Below are 21,785 nucleotides of genomic sequence, written 5' to 3' on the forward strand. Positions count from 1 at the left end.
TCAGATGGCCGGTTGCCGTCGTATCCGCAGCGGGCCGCCGCTGCCCGCCGCGTACAGCGTTCCGGCGCGGGCGGCCAGGGCGTCGCAGCCGCCCGAGGGACCCGGCGAGGAGCAGTCCGTGAAGCCTGCGTCCTTCGTGCCGGAGGCCTCCGGGAGGCGGGTGCGCAGCCGGCCGTCGGCCGTCACCGCCCACAGCCTGCAGTTCATCGTGGTGAGCGCGACCGCACCGCCCGCGTCGCCGAGGACCCGCCAGGGCGCATGGGGCTCCAGCGCGGAGAGGTGGTGCAGGGTGTCGTCGTGCGGGGTCACCGCGAACACCCCTGCGTCGCACAGGGCCAGTGCGGTGATCCCGGGAGGCACGGTGCCCGCCTCGTGCCACTCGGCGGGGCCCGCGACCGGGTCGCGGCGCAGCAGCAGGCCGTCGTCGGTGGCGGCGTACAGCTCCAGCGGCAGCGCGCCCGCGGCCTCCCGTGAGGAGGCCAGCGCACGCACCCCGGGCGCCTCGCCGATCCGCCGCCAGGGAAGGTTCTGCCCCGACGGCTCCCGGCACAGCAGTGAGCCGGCGCCGTCCACACCGAACAGCACCCCCTCGCAGACGGCCAGGGCGTGCACTTCGGCCGGGGCGCCCGCGATCTCCCAGGCGTCGCCCGGAGCGGCGCCGCTCAGCCGGTCGAGCACGTTGCGGGTGATCCGGTCCGCGACGGGGTCCTCGTCGAGCACGCTGCCCCAGTTGATCGTGGCGGCGTTGAACACCGTGCCCGCGCCCAGCCGGAAGATCCCCATGGTGGCGGCGCCGCCCTGCCCGTAGTCGCGCCAGTGCCGCAGATCGGCGGTGGCGAGCACGACGAACGAGGACGGGGTGGAGTCGCTGCCGGTGGCGCGGGGCACGTCCCCGATCCACTCCAGCGCGCAGGCGTCGGTCTCGTAGCCCAGCGCACCGCGGGCGAACGGATCGCCGTCGGCCAGCCCCGTGCCGTCGAAGACCCAGTGGGCGCCGAAGCGTGCCGTGTACGCCTCCTTGCGGATCAGCGCCATGCCCTCGCCCCAGGCGCCCGCGCCGCGGCGGAAGCTCACACCGGTCATCGTGTTCTCGGGGCGGTCGACGGGTGAGCTGGACCATTCGACGGTCACCCGGCGCGGGTCGATCGCGGTCATCGGGTCGGTGACGGAGTCCCGGTGGCACACCATCGTGCGCCGGTCGTCTTCAAGACGCATCTGCCACCACGCGGTGTTGGCGGCGAAGACGGCGAGATTGCCGCCGCGCCGGGCGAACGCCTCGACGCTGTCGCGCATCTCCATCGACCAGTACTCGTCATGGCCGTTGATGACCAACAGCCGGTAGTGGGCGAGCAGTTCGTCGCCGTCGTGCAGATCGAGCCCGGAGCAGAACTCGACGCGGTATCCGGCGCGGGGCAGCCAGCGCAGCAGCCCCTCCTCCCAGCGCTCGGGGGGCGGGCCTCCGCCGGGCGAGGCGAAGGAGACCCTCGACGCCCTGTCCGGCTGTTCGGCGAAGTAGATGCTCCGGCCGGGCTGCCCGGAGTGGGTGTAGGCGCGCCAGGTGGCGAAGGGTATGGAGACGAGGACCGGGGAGGTGGAGCCGGGGCGGGCGGTCCGCACGACGAACCAGACCTCGTGCTCGGCCTCGTCCGTCGTCGCGCCGGCGGGGTCGAACGTGGCGGGGTCGAACGTGGCGCGGTAGAGGGAGCTGGGCCAGGTGTGCGGGACGTCCAGGGTCCAGGTGGGGCCGGTGACCGGCGCCGAGAGACGTACCTCGTCGGTGACGGCATCGGTGATGAGGACCCGGCCTGACGCGGGGTCGGGGTCGGAGTCGGAGTGGTCGAGGTGGAAGGTGAGCCGGCCGCCCTGGGCGCAGGAGGTCCGCTCGGCCCAGGCCCGTATCCCCGGCTGTTTCGGCAGTGACGGCTGTTCCGGCGTCATGACCGGTCCTCTCCGGGCAGGCGCTGTGCGCCCAGCAGGCGCGCGAGCCCGTCCACGCGCGGGGCCTCACCGCACGCGCTCGCCACGATCAGCTCCTCCATCGCGTACAGATGTGCGCGGATCGAGTCCGGCGGCAGATACGCGGTGTCCGCGGTGAGCGCCACCGCGAGCGCGTCGTCCTCCTCCGTGATGTGCAGGCAGTAGCGGCAGGCCACCCGGTCCTGGGTGGCGGGGAAGTCGAACCGGGTCCGCCGCCGCGCCTCCCGCAGCTCCTGCGGGGTGGTTGGCGGGCCCGCGGGCGCGGGCCGCTCGACCAGGCGCATGTCGTTGAAGCAGCAGTACGGATGCACCTCGGTGCCGCGCTCCTCCCGCATCCTCGCCCCGAGCCGGTCCCACTCCTGCGGGTCGTAGGCGGCGGCCACATAGGCGCGCAGGGCGGCCCGGTACGCGTCGGGGAGCAGATCGGTGAAGAGGTGTCCGGGTTCACCCAGGCCGAGGACGAACAGGCCGTCCTGCGAGAGCGTGGAGACGAGATCCCGGTGGGCCGCGGCGGTCCGGTTGCCGACGATGGGCATGACGGCCGCCGTTCGGTGTCCCTCCCCCGCGGCCACCAGGGCGGCGGACGCGGTCAGCAGGACGGTGGAGCCGCTGACCCGGTGGGCGGTGGCGACCGCGTCCACCGCGCGGGCCAGGGCGGTGGAGACGATGCGCCCCGTCCAGAAGCGCGGGCTGCGGGGCTCGTCGACCGGCTCGGCGAACATCGTCGGCGGCGCGGCCCGGTATCCCGCCTCCCAGTGCTCCAGCGCCGCAGCCCCGCGCCGCAGGCCCCGCTCGCCGTGCTGCTCGCGCGCCAGGTCCAGCGGTGCGGTGACGGGCGGGCGCCCGGCCGTTCCACGTCTGGCCAGCAGTCGCAGATCCCGTACGAGCACCTCGGCGCCGTGCCCGTCGGCGGCCAGATGGCACAGGACCAGCACGGCGTGCGTCACCCGGTCGCCGCTGGTCACCAGGGCCGCCCGCAGCGGCCACTCCTCCGCGTAGTCGAAGCGGGTCGCGGAGAGCCGGGCCAGCAGTTCGTCCGCCGCGACGGCGGCCCGCTCCGGGCCGGGGACGTCCACCACGGTCACCGGCAGGACCCCGGCGTCCGCGAGTTCCTGGCCGGGCTCGCCCTCGACGGTCAGCAGCCTTGTGCGCAAGGCTTCATGCCGTTCCATCAGCCGAGCGAGCGCGCCGGTCGCCTCCGCCGTGGTGACGGGACGGCCGCGGTCGGCGAGCGGCAGCACCCGGCCGATGTTGAAGTAGTGGTCGTTGGGGGCGGTACGCCGGACGGCGTGCCAGATCGCGCGCTGCCCCCAGGTCAGCGGGGCCCGCCCGGAACGCTCCCCGTGGAAGTCCACCCATAGGCGGATGTCCGTCCCGGCGGCGGGCTCAGCCATCGCCGACCCCCGCCGCGGCGCCCTGCCGGGCCAGCCGGCCGACGAGTTCGTCGAGGTCGTCGGCCATCGGCCCGTCGAGGTCGAGCAGGATCCCGAACTCCTCCTCCACGGCGTCGATCAGCCGCAGGAAGGTGAGCGAGGTGACCCCGAGCGCGGTCAGCGAACCGTCCGCCGCCAGGATCTCCGCCTCGGTCAGCTCCCCGTCGCTCACCCGGGAGATCAGTCCGGCCACCCGGCCACGCAGGGCCCCCGAACCCGAACTCGCCTCGGTCACCGGGCCTCCTCCGCCGCCCCGGCCAGCCGGCGGCGCAGGCTCAGCGGACGGATGTCGGGCCACACCGCGTCGACATGCGCCATGCACTCCTCCTCCGAGCCGGTGAAGCCCTCCGCACGCCAGCCCGCGGGCGGCTCGGTCCTGGCCGGCCACAGCGCGTGCTGCTCCTCGTCGTTGACGACCACCTGGTACGGCGTCGGGTCGCTCATCGGTCCTCCTCCTGCTGCTGAAGTTCGATCACCGCTGCGCAGACACCGGTGATGGTGGGGGTGTCGAAGAAGACATCGAGCGGGACCTCGACGCCGAGCTGTTTACGGATACGGGCGGCGATGGCGGTGATCGTCAGCGAGTGCCCGCCGAGGTCGAACAGGTCCTCGTCCGGGCCGATGTCGTCGAGCCGCAGCACCTGCTGCCAGATGTCGCGCACCACGGCCGCGGTGGTGTGCGTGCCCGGCGGGGTGTCCGTGCCCGTGCCCGTGCCCGGCACGGGAGCGGCGTCCGCCCGGGTGCGGGGCGGCTCGGGCAGCGCGGCCCGGTCGAGCTTGCCGTTGGGGGTGAGCGGGAAGGCATCCAGCGTCACCCAGGCACCGGGCACCATGGGGGCGGGGAGCGTACGGGCCAGATGGGCACGGAGTACGTCGGGGGACGGACCGGAATCGGCGTGGTCGGCATGATCCGGTACGACGTAGGCGGCCAGCCGGGCCTGCCCCGCGTCACCGTTTTCGTCGTCCTTGAGAACGACCGCCGCCTCGGCCACGCGGGGATGCTCGCAGAGGCGCGCCTCGATCTCACCGAGTTCGATGCGGTGGCCGCGCAGTTTCACCTGCGTGTCGGTGCGCCCGGCGAACTCCAGCTGCCCGTCGGGCAGTCGGCGCACCAGGTCGCCCGTGCGGTACAGCCGTGAGCCGGGCGGTCCGTAGGGATCGGGTACGAAACGCTGGGCGGTCAGGCCGGGCCTGCCCCGGTAGCCGTGTGCGACGCCCGCGCCGCCCAGGTGCAGTTCGCCCGCGATGCCGTCGACGGCCGGCTGCCCGTGCTCGTCGCGGACCAGGGCCCGGGTGGCGGCCAGGGGGCCTCCGATCGTGACCGGGTCACCGGGGGCGAGGTCGGCCAGGGTGGACCAGACGGTGGTCTCGGTGGGTCCGTACACATTGATCAACCGGCCCGAAGCAGCGGCCAGTTCCTCGGCCAGCGGACCGGGCAGCGCCTCACCGCCCGCGACGGCGACCAGCCCCGGCCGGTGGAGCCCGGCCGCGAGCATCAGCCGCCAACTGCTCGGCGTGGCCTGCACATGGGTGATGCCCCGCGCGTCGATCAGCTTCAGCAGGGCCGCCCCGTCGCGCTGCTGCGATTCGGGGACCAGGACGACCCCGGCCCCGACGGTGAGCGGCAGCAGCAGTTCCACGGCGGAGATGTCGAAGGAGAGCGAGGTCAGCCCCAGCCAACGGTCCCCGGCGCCCGCGCCCAGTCTCTCGGTCATGGTGGCGAGCAGATTGGCGAGGGCGCTGTGCGGCACCTCGACGCCCTTGGGCGTACCGGTCGAGCCCGAGGTGTAGATCACGTACGCGGGGTCCTCGGGCGACGGGCCCGGCAGCGGCCGTACGGGCTCCGGCCCGCCCGCCCGGCCGGGGGCGAGCACGGGAAGCCCCGCGGGAAGGCCCTCCGGTGCCGCGCCGTCGATGACGAGCGCGGCGAGACCGGCGTCGGCCCGTACGAAGGCCAGCCGCTCCGCCGGGTAGTCCGGGTCGAGCGGCACATGGGCCGCACCCGCCATGAGCACCCCGAGCACGGCGACCAACTGATTGACGGAACGGGGAAGTTGTATGCCGATGAGGTCTCCGGCCCCGAGGCCCAGGGCGCGAATCCGGTCCGCGAAGGCGGCCGCCGCCGCGTGCAGTTGCCCATACGGGAGTTCCTGGCCGTCCTCGCCGACGACGGCCACGGCGTCGGGGGTCGCGGCGGCGCGTGCGGCGAACATCGAGACCGCGGTGGCGTCCGGCGGGCAGGCCGCCGGGGTGGTGGCGCCCGCGCGCAGCGCCCGGTCCAGCTCGTCACCCGCGAGCAGGGGCAGATCGGCGAGGACGGTGCCGGGATCGGTGAGCACGGCGTCCAGCAGCGTACGGAAGTGGCCGAGAATCCGTTCGGGGGCGCCGGGGGCGAAGGCGTCGGCGCGGTACTGCAAGGATCCGTCCAACCGGTCGGGTGAGTCCACGAGTTGGAGGTGGGCGAGGTTGCGGACGGCGTGGGTGAAGCCGATGAGGTCCGCCGTTGTGGCCTCCGCCGCCAGGGGGCCCGCTCCCGGTTCCGTACGGCGGCGGTAGCTGACCGACAGGGGGGTGAGCGCGGTGCGCGGGGTGAGTCCGCGCACCGCACGGCCGAGCGGAACGGCGCGGTGCGCGTACAGGGCGCGCAGCTCGGTACGTACCTCCTGGGCGAACTCGGCGAACGGCCGGGCAGGGTCGGGTTGGGTGAAGACGGGCAGCTCATTGACGTACAGGCCGATGCGCCCGGCGTCCTCGGGGCGGCGGGTGGAGAGTTCCAGCGCGGTCGCCGGGGACCGGTTGCCGTACCGCAGCAGCAGGGTGTGCCAGGCGGCGAGGAGGAGCTCGAAGCGGGTGACGCCGAGGGCCCGGGCTGCGCTGCCGAGACGCTCGTGCTGCCGTGCGTCCAGGGTGAACGGGACCGAGGCGCCGGGTGCGGGTGCGGTCGTCCCGCGTACGGAGACGGGGAGGCCGGGCAGCGTGGGGGCGGCGGGGTCGTGCCAGCGGGAGGCCCAGAAGCCGGCCGCGGCGGCAGTGTCGCCGGTGGCCTCCTCCGAATGTCCGCTGTCGTCTACAGCCTTGGCAACACCGGACAGTTCGGACAGCAGGATGTCCTTGGACATGCCGTCGAACACCAGGTGGTGGGCGACGACGTGCAGTACGTGCCGGTCGGGGCCGGCGGCGACGAGCGCGAACCGCACCAGCGGGCCGCTGCCGAGGTCGAAGGGGCGGACCGTCTCGTCCCGCAGCAGCGCGTCGAGACCGTCGGGGGCGCAGTCGAGCCGCCGCAACGCAGCCGCGACACCGGTCCCGGCCGCGAGCCACGGCCCTTCCGGGTCCAGCCGGGCCGTGAGCACCGGATGCCGTGCGGAGACCCGCGCGCACGCGGCCGCGAGCGCCTCCGCGTCCGGCGGGCCGTCGAACCGGACGGTGACGGCGAGATGGTGGGCGGAACCGGGCCGCAGCACCTGCTCGGTGACCCACATGCCGTGCTGGGCCGGGCTGAGCGGGGAAGTGCCGGACGTGGAAGTGCCGGGCCCGGGGGTTTCGGGTGTCGTCGTCATCGCAGTGCCTCGTCGTCCAGGAGCAGGCGCAGCTCGCGCTTGAGGATCTTGCCGCCCTCGTTGCGGGGCAGGCAGGGGCGGAACAACAGCTGGTGGGGAAGCTCGTGCGCGGCCAGCCGGTCGAGGAGGAACGTCCGCAGAGCGGGCACGGTCAGTTCGCCGCGCGGCACGACGACGGCGGCGACGACCGACCCCAGGACGGGGTGCGGAATGCCGAACGCGGCCACGTCGCGGACCTCCGGATGGGCGTGCAGCGCGTTCTCGACCTGGAGCGTGGAGACCTTGTACGCACCGGACTTGATCACGTCCCGTTCCCGGTCGAGCAGGTGCAGGAAGCCGTCGTCGTCGAGCCGCCCCAGGTCGCCCATCCGCACCCAGCGGCCCTGGAAGACCCCGGCCCCGGCCCCGGGGTCGCCGAGGTAGGTGCGCGGGGACGTCGGGGTGCGCAGCCACACCTCGCCCGGTTCGCCGGGCGGCAGCGGGGTGCCGTCGGCGGCGGTGATCCGCAGGTCGCGCAGGGAGGCGGGGCGGCCCGGGGAGTGCGGGCGTTCGGGGTCGAAGAGGAGGGTGATCTGGGCGGGGGCGGCCTCGGTGGAGGTGTAGTAGTTGACGATCTGGGCCCGTGGGAAGGCCTCCGCCAGCCCCACGGCGACCGGCTGCGGCAGGGCGGCGGCCGTCGACCCGACCAGGCGCACGCTGTCGGCGGCGTACCGCCGTGCGGCGGCGGAGCCGAGCAGCTCGATGGCCATGGCGGGGACGAGGAAGACGCTGCCGACGGCGTACTCCTCGATGAGCCGGGCGAACCGGCCGGGGGTGAACTGCGGGGCGGCGACGCCGGTCGCGGCGGTGTCGAGGGCGTTGACGAGCATGGTCTGCCCGGCGTTGGTCCCGACGGGGAACGCGTGCAGGAAGTGCGTGGAGTGCCGCAGCGGCCGCCGACGCTCGTCGAGGGTGCAGCCGTGCACGAGATTGGTGTGCGTGGCCGTGACGCCCTTGGGGGTGCCGGTGGTGCCCGAGGTGTAGAGGATCTGCGCGAGGCTCCCGGGGTCCGGGGCGGCAGGCACGGGCGCGCCCCGCTCCTCGGTCTCCTCCGCCGTACCCGTCCATGCCACCCCGGCCGCTCCGGCCATCGCGCCGGGCGGCGGCGGGGAGTCCGCGGTGTGCAGCAGCGCCGTGGCGCCGCTGTCCGCCAGCAGATGCGCCACCGCGGCGGGGGCCTGCCGGTCGGAGAGCGGTACGGCGACGCAACCGGCGCGCAGCACACCGCAGTACGCGACGGCGTACTCGATCCAGTCGCCGCTCCCGTACCGCAGCACGACCCGCGCGCCGGGGCGCAGACCGCGCGAGTGCAGCCCGGCGGCGAGCGCCTCGGCGCGGGCATGCCAGGCACCGAAGGTGAGCGTGCGCGGACCGCAGATCAGCGCGGTGCGCCCGGGGTCGACGGCGGCCCGGTGCGCGAGCAGGGCCGGCAGGGTGGACGGACCGGAGAGCCGGGACGGTGTCATGCCCCGTCCCCCTTCGCCGGAGCAGCGCCCCCGGCCGCGGTGGCCGCGACAGCCGCAGTGGCCGCCACCCGCCGCTCCCGCTCCTGGATGCCGACCAGGTCGTCCGGCAGCGCGTCCGGCACGTCCACGTCGAACCTGGCCAGCACCGGCAGCCGCAGCCCCACCGCCACCAGGATCAGCATCGCGGCGCCGAACAGCAGGTACATGAACGCGATGCCGCGCCCCGGCCCGGTCCCGATGACGGCCCCCACCGTGGAGGCCAGCGCACCGCCGTCCTCGAACATCGGGCCGAAGAGCGCGGAGCCCGCGGGCGCGATGATGCCGTGGCCGATCGGCAGCGTCGACCACGCGACCATCGTGTTCAGCGCGAACACCCGCCCGTGGAACCGCTGCGGGACCTTGATCTGCACGATCGTCGTGTAGACCCCGTTGACCATGGACAGGGCGCAGGACATCCCGAACGCCCCGGCCGCGATGACCCACAGGTCCGCACGCACCCCGACCACCGCACCCGCCAGCGCCAGCCCGGCCGCCAGGCCCAGCATGCCGCGCATCCGGTGCTGCTTGGGCCCGCCCCAGAAGCCCATCGCGATCCCGCCCACGATCGCACCGGCGCCCCCGGCGACAGCGACCCGGGCCGCGGCGGCCAGCGAGTCGAAGGACAGCACCAGCGGGGTGAGCAGCAGGAACAGCGGCGACAGGAAGATGTTCAGCGCGGCGAACCAGAGCAGCATCGCGCGGAAGCCCCGGTTGCGCCAGGAGTGCGCGAAGCCGTGCCGGATCTCCGCCACCAGCGACTCGCGCCGCTTCCACGGCAGCGTCTTCGGGAACTTCACACAGGCCACGATCCCGACGGCGATGACATAGCTGGCGACGTCGAGGATGAGGATGCCGCGCAGCCCGACGGCCGCCATCAGGGCCACCGCGACCAGCGGGACGACGAACTGCGAGACGCCGAAGGCCATTTGGACGATGCCGTTGGCGTGGCCCAGATACTGCTTGGGAACCAGCTGCGGTACGGACGAGGCGTACGCGAGCCGTTGGAAGGTGAGCGCCACCGAGAGCAACGCGAGCAGGACGTAGATGTGCCAGGACGCGAGGTGCCCGGACAGCAGGAGCGAGAGCAGCGCGGCCTGCGTACCACCGGCCGCGATGTCGCTGATGAGCATCACGCGGCGCCGGTCGAGACGGTCGACGACCGCTCCGGCCAGCGGCCCGACGAGAATGCCGGGCAGCATGCCGATGACGGCGTACAGGGCGTATCTGCCCATGGAACCGGTCTGCAGATAGATCCACACCGGCAGGGCGAACTCGGTGAGCGCGGAGCCCGTGATGGAGAGCAGCTGGCCGAAGGCGACCAGCAGGAAGCGGCGCATGTCGGGAGCCGGACCGGCGCTGTCCGGCACCTCGTCACCGTCCCTGCCGTCCCTGCCGTCCCTGCCGTCCTTGCCGTCCTGGGCCACGGGCCGGTGTTCGCCGCCGCTGACTCCGTGGAACCACCACGGTCCGTCGTCCGACTGCGGCGGCAGTTCCTCGGCCGTCGTGCCCGCGAGCACGGCCGGGTGGGTGCGGGTGACGATCTCGGCGAGCTCCTTCGCCCGGTACTTGAGGAAGAAGTGACCGCCCTCGTCCAGCACCACCAGCGCGGACCGCTCAGCGAGCATCTGCCACTCGCGGTACCGCTCCTCGTGGAAGTCGGTCGCCGGGTCGCGGTTGCCGATGACCGAGACGACCGGGGCCCGCAGCCGTTCGCCGCCCGCGTCCACCTCGGCGAGCACCTTGGTGAAGTACTCCTCCGCCGCCTTCGAGTCGCGGCGCATGTTGCCGATGATGAACCGCATCTGGGTGTCGTCCAGTTCACCCACCTCGGCGCCCATGGACCGCAGCCAGTTGACGTACACCCGGTCGCCCAGCAGGGGTTCGAGCGCGGAGATACGGCTCAGCAGGCCCAGCAGCCTGCTGCGCGGCCTGGCGAACGGGAACTGCGCCCCGATGTAGACGGCCTCCAGCTCCCGCCCCGAGCCTTCGAGGAGCCGGGCGACGGCGACGGTCAGCGCGCTGCCGACGCCGCAGTGCCCGTACAGGACGAGGGGCCCTTCGACCCGTTCCCGTATCTCCTCGGCTATTCCCGCGACCAGTTCCTCGAACGGCAGATGCTCCTCGGTGACGCCCACGTCATGGCCGGGGATGGCCACCGACCACAGGTCGTATCCGGCGGGCAGTTCGTCGGCGACCGGCTGGTAGACCACCGCGCTGCCGCCACCGAACGGTACGCAGACCAGCGACAGCACCCGCGCGGCGGCGTCGGCGGGCCCGGTGAGCCGGTGCAGCAGCCGGCTGGGACCGCGCTCGGACTCGTCGAGGTCGGCCAGCGCGGCGAGTTCGCGGACGGTACGGCAGGTGAACAGGTCCATCACGCTGACCGGCCGGGCCCCGGCCTCCGGCAGCCGTCTTCGGGCGCGGGCGACGACCTGGGTGGCGAGGAGCGAGTGTCCGCCGAGGTCGAAGAAGTCGTCGTCGACACCGACTTCGGGCAGCTTGAGCACCTCGGACCAGATGGCCGCGAGAACTCGCTCGGTCTTCGTCTCCGGGACGGCGAGGGCGCCGCCGGTCGCCCGGCGCGCCTGTGGTGCGGGCAGGGCGCGCCGGTCGAGCTTGCCGTTCGGGGAGAGCGGGAGGGCGGGCAGGGCGACGAACGCGCTCGGGACCATGTAGTCGGGGAGCGTGCGCCGCAGAGCGGTACGCAGCGCGGCCACATCGGGCTCGTCGGCGTCGGGCGCGGCCGGTCCGGACCCCGGGGACGCACCGCCTTCGGGGTCCGCCATCACCAGATACGCCACCAGGCGCTTGTCGCCCGGGCTGTCCTCGCGTACGACGACGGCCGCCGCGGCGACGGACGGTTCGGCGCGCAGTGCCGCCTCGATCTCGCCGGGCTCGATGCGCAGCCCCCGGATCTTCACCTGCTGGTCGATCCGGCCCAGGTGTTCCAGCTGCCCGTCGGACCGCCAACGCGCCAGGTCACCGGTGCGGTAGAGCCGGGAGCCCGGGGGGCCGTACGGGTCGGGGACGTAGCGTGCGGCGGTCAGTCCGGGCCTGCGGTGGTAGCCGGGCGAGACCTGGACGCCGCCGATGTGGAGTTCGCCGGGAGTGCCGACGGGGGCGGGGCGCAGGTCCGCGTCCAGGACGTACAGCCGGGTGTTGTCGACGGGTGCGCCGATCGGTACGGTCTCCGGCTGCCCGGCGCACTCCCAGCTGCTGACGTCGACGGCTGCCTCGGTCGGCCCGTACAGGTTGGCGAGCGCGCAGTGCGGCAGCCGGGCGTTGAACGCGCGGGCGGTGTGCGGCGGCAGTTCCTCGCCGCTGCACACGACGCGGCGCAGTCCGGTGCAGCGTTCGATGTCGTCCTCGGCGAGGAACATGTCGAGCATCGACGGCACGAAGTGCGCGACGGTGACGCCCCGCCCGGCGATGGTGTCCCGCAGATGCGCGGCGTCCTTGTGCCCGCCGGGCTTCGCGACGACCAGCCTGGCCCCGGCCAGCAGGGGCAGGAACAGCTCCCACACCGATACGTCGAAGCCGGTCGGGGTCTTGTGGAGTACGGAGTCGTCGGGGCCGACGCCGTAGGTGCGCCGCATCCACAGCAGCCGGTTGACGATGGCGCGGTGGGTGTTGGGCACGCCCTTGGGGCGCCCGGTCGAACCCGAGGTGTAGATCATGTACGCGATGTCGTCGGCGCCCGGACCGGGCAGCGAAGCGCCCCCGCTGTCCCCCTCCCCGTCCCACTCCTGTGGATCGTCCAGCAGCAGGACGCGTGCCGTGCACTCCTCCGGGACGGGCAGACGGCGCTGAGTGAGCAGGATGCCGGCGGCGCTGTCCGCGAGCATGAAGGCCAGCCGCTCCGCCGGGTACTCCGGGTCCAGCGGTGTGTATCCGGCACCGGTCCGCAGCACCCCGAGCAGTCCGGCGATCAGCTCCGGCGAGCGGTCCGCGCTGACCGCGACCAGTCCGCCGGGGCCCACGCCCTCGGCGTGCAGGCGGCGGGCGATGCGGTCGGCGGCCTCGTCCAGTTCGCGGTACGTGAGTGTGGTGCCCTCGAAGTCGACGGCGACCGCGTCGGGGGTGCGGGTCATCTGCTGGTCGATGAGGCCGGTCAGCGTCGCGCCGTCGGGAACGTCCACGACGGTGTCGTTCCACTCGTCGAGCACCCGGTGCCGCTCGACGGGGTCGAGGCCGTCCAGCCGGGAGACGGGCGCGTCCGGTCGGTCCGCGACGGCGTGCAGCAGCCGGCCGAGGTGGTCGGCGAAGGCGGCGATGTCCGCCTCGTCGAACAGGTCGGTGTTGTAGTTGAAGGCGCCCCGGAGCCCGCCGGGCTCCTCCATCAGGAAGAGTTCGACATCGAATCTGGTCCCGGCGGCCCGCAGCCCGAACGGCTCGGCCTCCAGGGCCAGTCGGGCGTCCTGCACGGCGCTCTGCGCCACGTAGTTCTGGATCGCGAGCACCGCCTGGAACACCGGAGAACGCGATACGTCGCGCTCCACCCTCAGCTCGGAGACCAGCTGCGCGAACGGCAGCTCCTGGTGCGCGTACGCCTCCAGGCAGGTCTCCCGGGTGCGGGCCAGCAGCTCGGTGAACGAAGGATCGCCGTCCAGCCGCGCGCGCAGGGCCAGGACGTTGACGAACATCCCGATCAGGCCTTCGAGTTCGGGTTCGCCGCGCCCCGCGACGGGCGACCCGACGGCGAAGTCCCGCTGCCCGCTGAACCGCGAGAGCAGCAGCTGGAAAGCGGCGAGCAGCACCATGTGCACGGTCGCACCGTGCTCCCGGCCCAGCTCGGTCAGCCGGTCCAGCAGCGCCCTGTCGATGTCGAAGCCGTACCCGGCGCCGTCGAAGGTCTGCTGTTCGGGGCGGGGGCGGGCCAGAGGGAGTTCCAGGGGCTGTACGCCGGCCAGTTCGCGTTCCCAGTACGCCACCTCGGCGGCCAGCCGGTCACCGCTGAGCCGGTCACGCTGCCAGAGCGCGAAGTCTCCGTACTGGACCGGCAGTTCGGGGAGCGGGTCGGCGCCGTCGCCCGTGGCGCGGGCGGCATGCGCGGCGTATCCGCGCAGGATCTCGGAGACCAGTACCTCGCTGGACCAGCCGTCGCTGACGCTGTGGTGCACGACGAGGAGCAGTACGTGGTCGTCGTCGGCCAGGCGGACCAGCAGGCCGTTGATCAGTGGCCCCGTGACCAGGTCGAAGGGCCGGGCGGCCAACTCGTCCACCAGCCGTGCCACGTGCTCCTCACTCTCCGCGTCGGCGGTGCGCAGGGCGAACGGCGCGGGCTCGGCGATCTCCAGAACGGGGCGGCCGTCGCCGGTGACCGGGTAGCGCGAGCGCAGGGTCTCGTGGCGGGCGATCACGGCATCCAGCGCCCGCTGCAGGGCGGGCCGGTCCAGGGCGCCGCGCAGCCGGCGGGCGACGGGGATGTTGTACGCGGCGGTGCCGGGGGCGAACTGCTCCATGAACCAGAGCCGTTCCTGCGCGAACGAGAGGGGCGCCACGGCGCCCACGGCCCGCCGTGGCACGGCCCGCCCGGGCCGCCCGCGACCACGCAGCCGCTGGGCGAGCAGGGCCCGCTTGGCCTCGGACAGCTCACGGGCCCCGCTGGCCCGCGCTTGTGGTCTCGTCTCGGTGCTGCTCATGACGTCGTCATTCCGTTTCTCTCCGGGCTGTCGCCGGCCGCGAGAAGCTCCTCGGCGTCCTCTTCGGACATGGCCTCGATCTCCGCCAGCAGCAGGTCCTCCACCGCGACGGCGAACGTTTCCGCGGTGCGGTGGACGAACAGGACGCGCAACGGCACGGTGAGGCCCGCCGCCGCTCTGATGCGGGCGACGACCCGGGTGGCGAGCAGCGAGTGCCCGCCCAGGTCGAAGAAGTCGTCCAGTGCCCCGACCCGGTCCAGGCCGAGCACCTCGGCCCAGGCGGCGGCGACCAGCTCCTCCGCGTCGGTGCGTGGCGCCACATAGCCGGGACCGAGGTCCGGCCGCTGTTCGGGGGCGGGCAGGGCGCAACGGTCCAGCTTGCCGTTCGGGGTGAGGGGCAGCGCGTCCAGGACGACGAGCGAGTTCGGTACCAGGTGGGCGGGAAGGGCGGCGGCGAGCGCGGCCCTCAGCCCGGCCGGTGAGGGCGGTCCGTCCGCACCCGGAGCGGCGACCACGTACCCGACCAGCGCCTCGTCGCGTACGACCACCGCAGACTGCCCGACCCCCGGCAGGCCCAGCAGGGCGGCCTCCACCTCACCGGGCTCCACCCGGTATCCGCGCACCTTGATCTGTGCGTCGAGCCTGCCCAGGAACTCCAGTTGCCCGTCGGACCGCCAACGCGCCAGATCGCCGGTGCGGTAGCGGCGCGCGCCGGGCGGACCGTACGGATCGGGTACGTACGCACGCGCCGTGGCCCCGGGCCTTCCGCCGTATCCGTACGTCACCCCGGCGCCGCCGACCAGCAGTTCGCCGACGGCTCCGTACGGCAGCAGCCGGCCGTGCACATCGCACACGGTCACCGTGGTGCCGCTCAGCGGCTGCCCGATGGCCGGACGCCGCGCCGTGTCGGCCTCGCCCAGCTCCGTGGCGGTGGCGATCACGGTGGTCTCGGTCGGGCCGTAGGAGTTGACGACCCGCACCGCGTCGCCGAAGCGTGCGCGCCACGCGGCGACCGCGCCCGGCTGCACCTGGTCCGCGCCGAGGATCAGCAGACGGAGTCCGGTCGGCCAGGCGACGGCGTCGATGTCGTCGACCAGCCGGTGCCAGTACGGGGTGGGCAGATCGAGGACCGTCGGCCCCTCACCGTGCCACTCCTCGGGGCGGCCCGGCATCGCACCGGCCTCCCCGATCTCCAGGCGGGCCCCGGCGGTGAGCGCCGGAAAGACCTCTTCCGCGTGGGTGTCGAAGCTGAGCGAGGCGAACTGGAGCACCCGGTCATCGGCGGTGATCCCGTACTCCCGGCGCATCCAGACGACCCGCGCGGCCAGGGCCCGGTGCGGTACGACGACGCCCTTGGGCGTACCGGTGGAGCCGGAGGTGTGGATGATGTAGGCCGCGTCGTCGGGCCCGGCCTGCCAGTCGAGGTCGGGCGCCTCGGCGGGAGCGTCGCCACCGGACGGGATCACGGTGATGCCCAGGTCGGGCCAGGACAGCCCCGTGGCCTCGCCCGCCTCCGCCACCACGACCCGTACACCGGTGTCGGCGACCATGAACTCCAGCCGGGGGCGCGGATAGCCGAGGTCGAGCGGCAGATAGGCCGCCCCCGCCCGCCAGGCCCCCAGCATGGCCGTGATGGCGGCCGCGCCACGCGGCAGACAGACGCCGACCACGTCACCGCGGCGCACCCCCGCCGCCCGCAGCCGCACCGCGAGCGCCCCGGCCGCGTCCCACAGATCCCGGTGCGACACCTCGCCGCCGGGCCCGCGCACCGCGACCGCCGTGCCGTGTTCCTCGACGGTGCGCGCCAGTTCGGCCGGCACGGTCTCGACGGCATCACCCGGCGCACCCGTGCCCAGCGCGAGCAGTTCGTCCCGCTCGGCGGCCGACAGCATCGGCAGCTCCGGTACGGGCGTGTCCGGGGCGGCCAGCGCCCCGCGCAGCAGGGTCTCGAAGTGCCGGGCCAGCCGGTCCGCCCAGTCGGCGTCGAACAGATCGGTGCGGTAGCCGAAGACCGCGATCAGGTCGGCGCCCTCGCGCCGGATGTCCAGCATCAGCTCGAACTTGCTGGCCGCGTGGCCGCCGTCGACGTCCTCGCACCGCAGACCGGCGAAGGAAAAACGCCCGCCCTCGCCGCCCTCGTCCTGGGTGTGCACGGTGAGCAGGGTCTGGAACAGCGGGCTGCTGCCCAGCCGGCGCTCGATCCCCAGCTCGTCGATGAGCCGCTCGAAGGGCACCCGGTCGTGGCTGATCGCGGCCATCGCCGTTCTGCGGACCCGCCGCAGCAGCTCACCGAAGGAGGGACCGCCCTCCAGTTCGGCACGGAGCACCAGGGTGGTGGAGAAGTACCCGACCAGCTCCTCGAGTTCGGGCTCGCCCCGGCCCGCCGCGGGCACCCCCACGCAGAAGTCGTCCTGACCCGTCCAGCGGTGCAGCAGCGACTGGTACGCGGCAAGGACCACCATGAAGGGCGTGCACCGCCGCTCCCTCGCCAGCTCCTCCACCCCGGCCGCCGCACCCGCCATCCGCCGGGTGTGGAAAGCGCCCCGCCCGCCTGCCTCACCGGGCGGTGTCTCCACGCTGGGCCGCAGTTCGAGCACCGGAGCACCCGCGAGCCGGTCGCGCCAGTAGCCCAGCGCCTCGTCCGCCTCGGGCCCCTGCGCCGACTCCCGTTCCCGGGCGGCGTACGCGGTGTACGGGAGAACGGGCGGGAGGTCGGCGGGGCGGCCCTCCAGATGGGCGGCGTAACGGGTGGCGAGCTCGTCACGCAGCAGGTTGAGCGACCAGCCGTCGGCGACGATGTGGTGGAGCACCAGGCACAGGAGGTGCTCGTCGTCCGCCGTACGCAGCAGCGTCACCCGGAGCAGCGGCCCCTGGGCGAGGTCGAACCCGGCGTTGGTCCGCGCGGCCAGCAACCGCGCCGAGGTCTCCGGCCGTTCGCGTACGTCGATGCTCTCGATCCCCACCGGCGCGGGCGGCCCGACGACGGCGACCGGCCGCCCGTCCGTGGCGGGGAACCGGGTGCGCAGCGCCTCGTGCCGGGCCACGGTCCCATCGAACGCGGCACGCAGGGCCCCGACCGACAGCGCCCCGGTCAGCCGGAACACGAGCGGGATGTTGTACGAGGCGTCCCCGGGGTCCAACTGGTCCAGGAACCAGAGCCGTTCCTGCCCATGAGTGAGCAGCCGCCCCACGCCGTCAGCGCCCGACCCGGTCGTACCGATCATGTGCCGTACTCCCTGTGTGCCGACTCGGATGCGGACACCGCCGAGGACAGCGGGCAGCACCGAGGACTGTGCCGACGGACCGTCAAGTACGCGGGCAGGGGCGGGAGTTGCGCCTTCCGGTTCCCCCCGTGGCGCCGGTCGCGGGCAACGGCAACGCTAGAAGGCGACAGGAGCGCAAGTCAATGGTCTGGACCATGCAGATGTGGCCTATACCAGTAAGCCGGGCGGGGTCACATCACCGCACACCCGGCATCCCGTCCCACGCACCTGGCCGAAAGCACTGCCCTGGCACAAACAGCCGGTGGGCTCCCCCTCCGGAGTGGAGGTGGAGCCCACCGGCTGCCTGCTTGTTCTTCGCGGTTACGCGGGGACCGGCACGCGCTGCGGCTCCGCGTCGCCCACCTCGGCGTCGTCGACCGGGGAGGACGAGGCCGAGTTGTACGCGTCGAGGTCGAGGATCTTCTCGCGGGCCGAGACGATCACCGGGACCAGCGCCTGGCCGGCCACGTTGGTGGCCGTGCGCATCATGTCCAGGATCGGGTCGATGGCCATGAGCAGACCCACGCCCTCCAGCGGGAGGCCCAGCGTCGACAGCGTGAGGGTCAGCATGACCGTCGCACCGGTGAGACCGGCGGTGGCCGCGGAACCGATCACCGAGACGAACGCGATGAGGATGTAGTCACCGACACCCAGCTGGACGTCGAAGATCTGCGCGATGAAGATCGCCGCCAGCGCCGGGTAGATCGCGGCGCAGCCGTCCATCTTGGTGGTGGCGCCGAACGGGACCGAGAAGGAGGCGTACTCCTTCGGGACGCCGAGGCGCTCGGTGACCTTCTGGGTGACCGGCATCGTGCCGACCGAGGAGCGCGAGACGAAGGCCAGCTGGATCGCCGGCCAGGCGCCCTTGAAGAACTGCAGCGGGCTGAGCTTGGCGACGGTGGCGAGCAGCAGCGGGTACACACCGAACAGCACCAGGGCGCAGCCGATGTAGACGTCGGCGGTGAACGTCGCGTACTTGCCGATCAGGTCCCAGCCGTAGTCGGCGATCGCGTAGCCGATGAGGCCCACGGTGCCGAGGGGGGCGAGGCGGATGACCCACCACAGGGCCTTCTGGAGGAGCTCCAGGACGGACTCGCTGAGGGTGAGGATCGGCTGTGCCTTCTCGCCGAGTTGGAGGGCGGCGATACCGGCGACGGCGGCCATGAAGACGATCTGGAGGACGTTCAGCTCGGTGAACGGAGTGATCACGTTGTCCGGGATGATGCCGGTGAGGAAGTCGAGCCAGGAGCCCGCGTGCTCCGGCAGCTTGCCGTCCTTCGGGGTCAGTCCCGTTCCGGAGCCCGGGTTGGTGACCAGCCCGATCGCTAGGCCGATGGCGACCGCGATCAGCGAGGTGATCATGAACCAGAGCAGGGTGCGGGTGGCCAGCCGGGCGGCGTTGTTGACCTTGCGCAGGTTGGTGATGGACACCAGGATCGCGAAGAAGACGAGCGGCGCGACGGCCAGCTTCAGCAGCTGGACGAAGATGTGGCCGACCTTGTCGAGCGTGGTGTAGAGCCAGTCGATGTCGTACGTACGGGCAAGCCACCCGAGGACGACACCGAGGACGAGACCGGCGACGATCTGGGCCCAGAACGGGATCCTGGGTATTCGGAAACCGGAGCCGGAGCCGGACGGGCTGTCGGTCGCGGCGGCGGACGCGGGATTCGCGGACACGGGCACACTCCAGATGTGACGCATCGGGGCGCACGGGAACACCGTGCGGGGAGACGGGGGTGCGGCGCCCGCGTCAGGGGGCGGCGCCGCTGCATGGTGCCGGTTCAGACGTTGCGGCAACAGACCGCGGACATACAGCGGCATAGATCGACATGCAGGCGCTCCACGAGCGGGACGCTCGCGGGGAATCGATGGCGCACAGCTGTCTTCATGTCGAACACGTTAACACCTGAACTTTGAGAACCTCAAAGCTCTTCTTTGGGTGGCATCGCGTGCGGGAACGACAAAACCCCAGCACAGGAGCGCTCGCTCCGGTGCCGGGGTTTCATACAGCAACCGTGTGGGGTGTGAGGAACCTTACGTAGCCCTTACGTAGCCCTCACCGGGCCGTCACTGGGTGGCGTGGTCCTCGCGGGTCCGGTTCGCTTCGAGCCGCGCCTTGGTGCGGTCGACCGTGGACACGATCTGCTCGGACATCTCGTCGCGCTGCTTGCGCAGCAGCACATAGCTGAGCGGCGCGGACAGGACCAGCGCGAGCAGGATCACCCAGACGATGTTGGAGCCGCCCACACCCGAGGGCAGCAGACCGAAGTGGACGGCCACGGCCGCGACGACGAAGCAGCCGACGAAGATGCTGAGGCGCATCGCGGTGTACCGGATCGTCGCGCTCGGCTTGGCAGCGGACACGGGCGGCCTCTCTCTCTGCGTATGACAGTCCTGCGATCGTGCCCGACCAGTGAAGCATGCCCCGGAATCGATCACTTCGCAGGGCTGCGTCAACTTCGCGGACCGCACCGGAGACGATGCCCGGCAAGGGCCCTCAGCCGAGCGGCAGCAGCATGATGATGTCGTCGCGGTCGTCCCCGTCCGCCACCCGGATCGCGTCGGGCACCCGCCCGACCTCCTTGTACCCGCACGAGGTGTAGAAGCGGTCGACGCCGGTGCCGCCGCGGCAGGTGAGCCGGATCGCCTCTATCCCCTCGATGCCGCGGGCGGCCTGCGCCGCGGCGTCCATCAGATCGCGCCCGTACCCCTTGCCCTGGTGGCGGGGGTGGACCATCACCGTGTAGAGCCAGAGCCAGTGGCTCATCAGCCGGTGCGAGTTGAGGGCCAGGAAGGCCGTGGCCGCGACGGCGCCCTCCTCGTCGTGGCCGACCAGCAGCCGGGTGCGCCCCTCGGCCATGGCGACGAGGTGCTTGACCAGCTCGGGCCGGACGTCGTCGGGCGTAACGGGCGGTACGAAGCCGACCGCGCCGCCCGCGTTGGAGACCTCGGTCCACAGCTCGGCGATGCCGTCCCGCAGGGTCCGGTCGAACTTGGGATCCAGCTCAAAAGTAAGTGCCATAGCCGCAGATTAACTATTACCGATCCTTCGCCTCAAGCCCTGTCCAGCAAGCGAGAAAGCCCCGGCGGGCGGCCGGGGCTCTCGTACGGAAAGTGCTGGCGACGCGAAACGGCGTCAGACGCGCATCGGCTGCGGCGACTCGCGCCGCCCGGCGTCCGGGCCCGGGTACTCGCGGATGATCTCGTACCGGGTGTTGCGCTCGACGGGCCGGAAGCCCGCGTCCCGGATCAGGTCGAGCAGATCCTCGCGGCCGAGCTTGTTCGGCGTGCCGTAGTTGTCCGCGTCGTGCGTGATCTTGTACTCGACGACCGAGCCGTCCATGTCGTCCGCGCCGTGCTGCAGCGCGAGCTGGGCGGTCTGCACCCCGTGCATCACCCAGAAGACCTTGACGTGCGGGACGTTGTCGAAGAGGAGCCGCGAGACCGCGAAGGTCTTCAGCGCCTCGGCGCCGGTCGCCATCGTCGTCCGCGCCTGGAGCTTGTTGCGGACCTTGCCGTCCTTCATGTCCACGAAGTCGTGCTGGTAGCGCAGCGGGATGAAGACCTGGAAGCCGCCGGTCTCGTCCTGCAGCTCACGCAGCCTCAGCACGTGGTCGACGCGGTGACGCGGCTCCTCGATGTGCCCGTACAGCATCGTCGCCGGGGTCTTGAGCCCCTTCTCGTGCGCGAGGCGGTGGATGCGCGACCAGTCCTCCCAGTGGGTGTTGTGGTCCACGATGTGCCGGCGGACCTCCCAGTCGAAGATCTCCGCGCCGCCGCCGGTCAGCGACTCCAGACCGGCCTCGATCAGCTCGTCGAGGATCTCGGAGGCGGAGAGCCCGGAGATGGTCTCGAAGTGGTGGATCTCGGTGGCGGTGAACGCCTTGAGGGAGACCTGCGGAAGGGCTTCCTTGAGCGCGCTGAGGGAGCGCGGGTAGTAGCGCCACGGGAGGGTGGGGTGGAGCCCGTTGACGATGTGCAGCTCGGTGAGGTTCTCGCCCTCCATCGCCTTGGCGAGACGGACAGCCTCCTCGATGCGCATGGTGTACGCGTCCTTCTCGCCCGGCTTGCGCTGGAACGAGCAGTACGCGCACGACGCGGTGCACACGTTCGTCATGTTGAGGTGCCGGTTGACGTTGAAGTGCACGACGTCGCCGTTCTTGCGCATACGCACCTCGTGCGCAAGGCCGCCGAGCCAGGCCAGGTCGTCCGACTCGTAGAGGGCGATGCCGTCCTCGCGGGTCAGCCGCTCCCCTGCGCGGACCTTCTCCTCCAGCTCGCGCTTGAGCCCAACGTCCATGCGGCTGCCTCCCAGTTGTCGACGTGCTGTGCGTTCCCCGGTGACAGGTGATACCGGGCGAAACCC

General features: G+C 72.6%; 12 protein-coding genes. All 12 read right to left on the bottom strand.

The window, feature by feature from the left end:
* The gene (locus tag OG507_RS17155; protein ID WP_327368063.1) at positions 1 to 1,938 is read right to left on the bottom strand and encodes a N,N-dimethylformamidase beta subunit family domain-containing protein; all 1,938 of its coding nucleotides are present in this window, start codon (positions 1,936 to 1,938) and stop codon (positions 1 to 3) included.
* A complete protein-coding gene (locus OG507_RS17160; RefSeq protein WP_327368064.1) occupies positions 1,935 to 3,371 on the bottom strand; it encodes a condensation domain-containing protein in 1,437 nt (478 codons plus the stop codon). The genes OG507_RS17155 and OG507_RS17160 overlap by 4 nt, the downstream gene beginning before the upstream one ends.
* Positions 3,364 to 3,645, bottom strand: a complete 282-nt coding sequence (locus OG507_RS17165; RefSeq protein ID WP_327368065.1) for an acyl carrier protein — start codon at positions 3,643 to 3,645, stop codon at positions 3,364 to 3,366. Before OG507_RS17165 ends, OG507_RS17160 begins: the two co-directional genes overlap by 8 nt.
* On the bottom strand, positions 3,642 to 3,854 hold the full coding sequence (locus OG507_RS17170; RefSeq protein WP_327368066.1) for an MbtH family protein: 213 nt from the start codon (positions 3,852 to 3,854) through the stop codon (positions 3,642 to 3,644). Before OG507_RS17170 ends, OG507_RS17165 begins: the two co-directional genes overlap by 4 nt.
* Complete coding sequence (locus tag OG507_RS17175; protein ID WP_327368067.1) at positions 3,851 to 6,970, bottom strand: non-ribosomal peptide synthetase; 3,120 nt, start codon at positions 6,968 to 6,970, stop codon at positions 3,851 to 3,853. The genes OG507_RS17170 and OG507_RS17175 overlap by 4 nt, the downstream gene beginning before the upstream one ends.
* The gene (locus tag OG507_RS17180; RefSeq protein ID WP_327368068.1) at positions 6,967 to 8,475 is read right to left on the bottom strand and encodes a class I adenylate-forming enzyme family protein; all 1,509 of its coding nucleotides are present in this window, start codon (positions 8,473 to 8,475) and stop codon (positions 6,967 to 6,969) included. The genes OG507_RS17175 and OG507_RS17180 overlap by 4 nt, the downstream gene beginning before the upstream one ends.
* Positions 8,472 to 14,156: a non-ribosomal peptide synthetase/MFS transporter gene (locus tag OG507_RS17185; RefSeq protein ID WP_327368069.1), complete on the bottom strand. Its 5,685-nt coding sequence runs from the start codon at positions 14,154 to 14,156 to the stop codon at positions 8,472 to 8,474. The genes OG507_RS17180 and OG507_RS17185 overlap by 4 nt, the downstream gene beginning before the upstream one ends.
* Entirely contained in the window at positions 14,153 to 17,380 is a 3,228-nt protein-coding gene (locus OG507_RS17190) for an amino acid adenylation domain-containing protein (RefSeq protein WP_327368070.1), read from the bottom strand. The genes OG507_RS17185 and OG507_RS17190 overlap by 4 nt, the downstream gene beginning before the upstream one ends.
* Before the next feature lie 360 nt (positions 17,381 to 17,740).
* Positions 17,741 to 19,096, bottom strand: coding sequence for a dicarboxylate/amino acid:cation symporter (locus tag OG507_RS17195; protein WP_327368071.1), 1,356 nt, complete (start codon positions 19,094 to 19,096; stop codon positions 17,741 to 17,743).
* 390 nt (positions 19,097 to 19,486) lie between these two features.
* Entirely contained in the window at positions 19,487 to 19,741 is a 255-nt protein-coding gene (locus OG507_RS17200; RefSeq protein ID WP_327372006.1) for a DUF4229 domain-containing protein, read from the bottom strand.
* A 175-nt stretch (positions 19,742 to 19,916) separates the two neighbouring features.
* Positions 19,917 to 20,441, bottom strand: coding sequence for a GNAT family N-acetyltransferase (locus tag OG507_RS17205; protein WP_327368072.1), 525 nt, complete (start codon positions 20,439 to 20,441; stop codon positions 19,917 to 19,919).
* A gap of 114 nt (positions 20,442 to 20,555) precedes the next feature.
* A complete protein-coding gene (gene mqnE / locus OG507_RS17210; RefSeq protein ID WP_327368073.1) occupies positions 20,556 to 21,719 on the bottom strand; it encodes an aminofutalosine synthase MqnE in 1,164 nt (387 codons plus the stop codon).
* Between the last annotated feature and the right edge of the window lie 66 nt (positions 21,720 to 21,785).

Origin of the sequence: Streptomyces sp. NBC_01217, from assembly GCF_035994185.1 — a bacterium.
GTDB lineage: Bacteria > Actinomycetota > Actinomycetes > Streptomycetales > Streptomycetaceae > Streptomyces.

Excerpts from the sequence above, each read along its gene's own strand:
- OG507_RS17155 (WP_327368063.1), bottom strand. The coding sequence starts at position 1,938 with ATGACGCCGGAACAGCCGTCACTGCCGAAACAGCCGGGGATACGGGCC.
- OG507_RS17160 (WP_327368064.1), bottom strand. The coding sequence starts at position 3,371 with ATGGCTGAGCCCGCCGCCGGGACGGACATCCGCCTATGGGTGGACTTC.
- OG507_RS17170 (WP_327368066.1), bottom strand. The coding sequence starts at position 3,854 with ATGAGCGACCCGACGCCGTACCAGGTGGTCGTCAACGACGAGGAGCAG.
- OG507_RS17175 (WP_327368067.1), bottom strand. The coding sequence starts at position 6,970 with ATGACGACGACACCCGAAACCCCCGGGCCCGGCACTTCCACGTCCGGC.
- OG507_RS17180 (WP_327368068.1), bottom strand. The coding sequence starts at position 8,475 with ATGACACCGTCCCGGCTCTCCGGTCCGTCCACCCTGCCGGCCCTGCTC.
- OG507_RS17185 (WP_327368069.1), bottom strand. The coding sequence starts at position 14,156 with ATGAGCAGCACCGAGACGAGACCACAAGCGCGGGCCAGCGGGGCCCGT.
- OG507_RS17190 (WP_327368070.1), bottom strand. The coding sequence starts at position 17,380 with ATGATCGGTACGACCGGGTCGGGCGCTGACGGCGTGGGGCGGCTGCTC.
- OG507_RS17200 (WP_327372006.1), bottom strand. The coding sequence starts at position 19,741 with ATGCGCCTCAGCATCTTCGTCGGCTGCTTCGTCGTCGCGGCCGTGGCC.
- OG507_RS17205 (WP_327368072.1), bottom strand. The coding sequence starts at position 20,441 with ATGGCACTTACTTTTGAGCTGGATCCCAAGTTCGACCGGACCCTGCGG.
- mqnE (WP_327368073.1), bottom strand. The coding sequence starts at position 21,719 with ATGGACGTTGGGCTCAAGCGCGAGCTGGAGGAGAAGGTCCGCGCAGGG.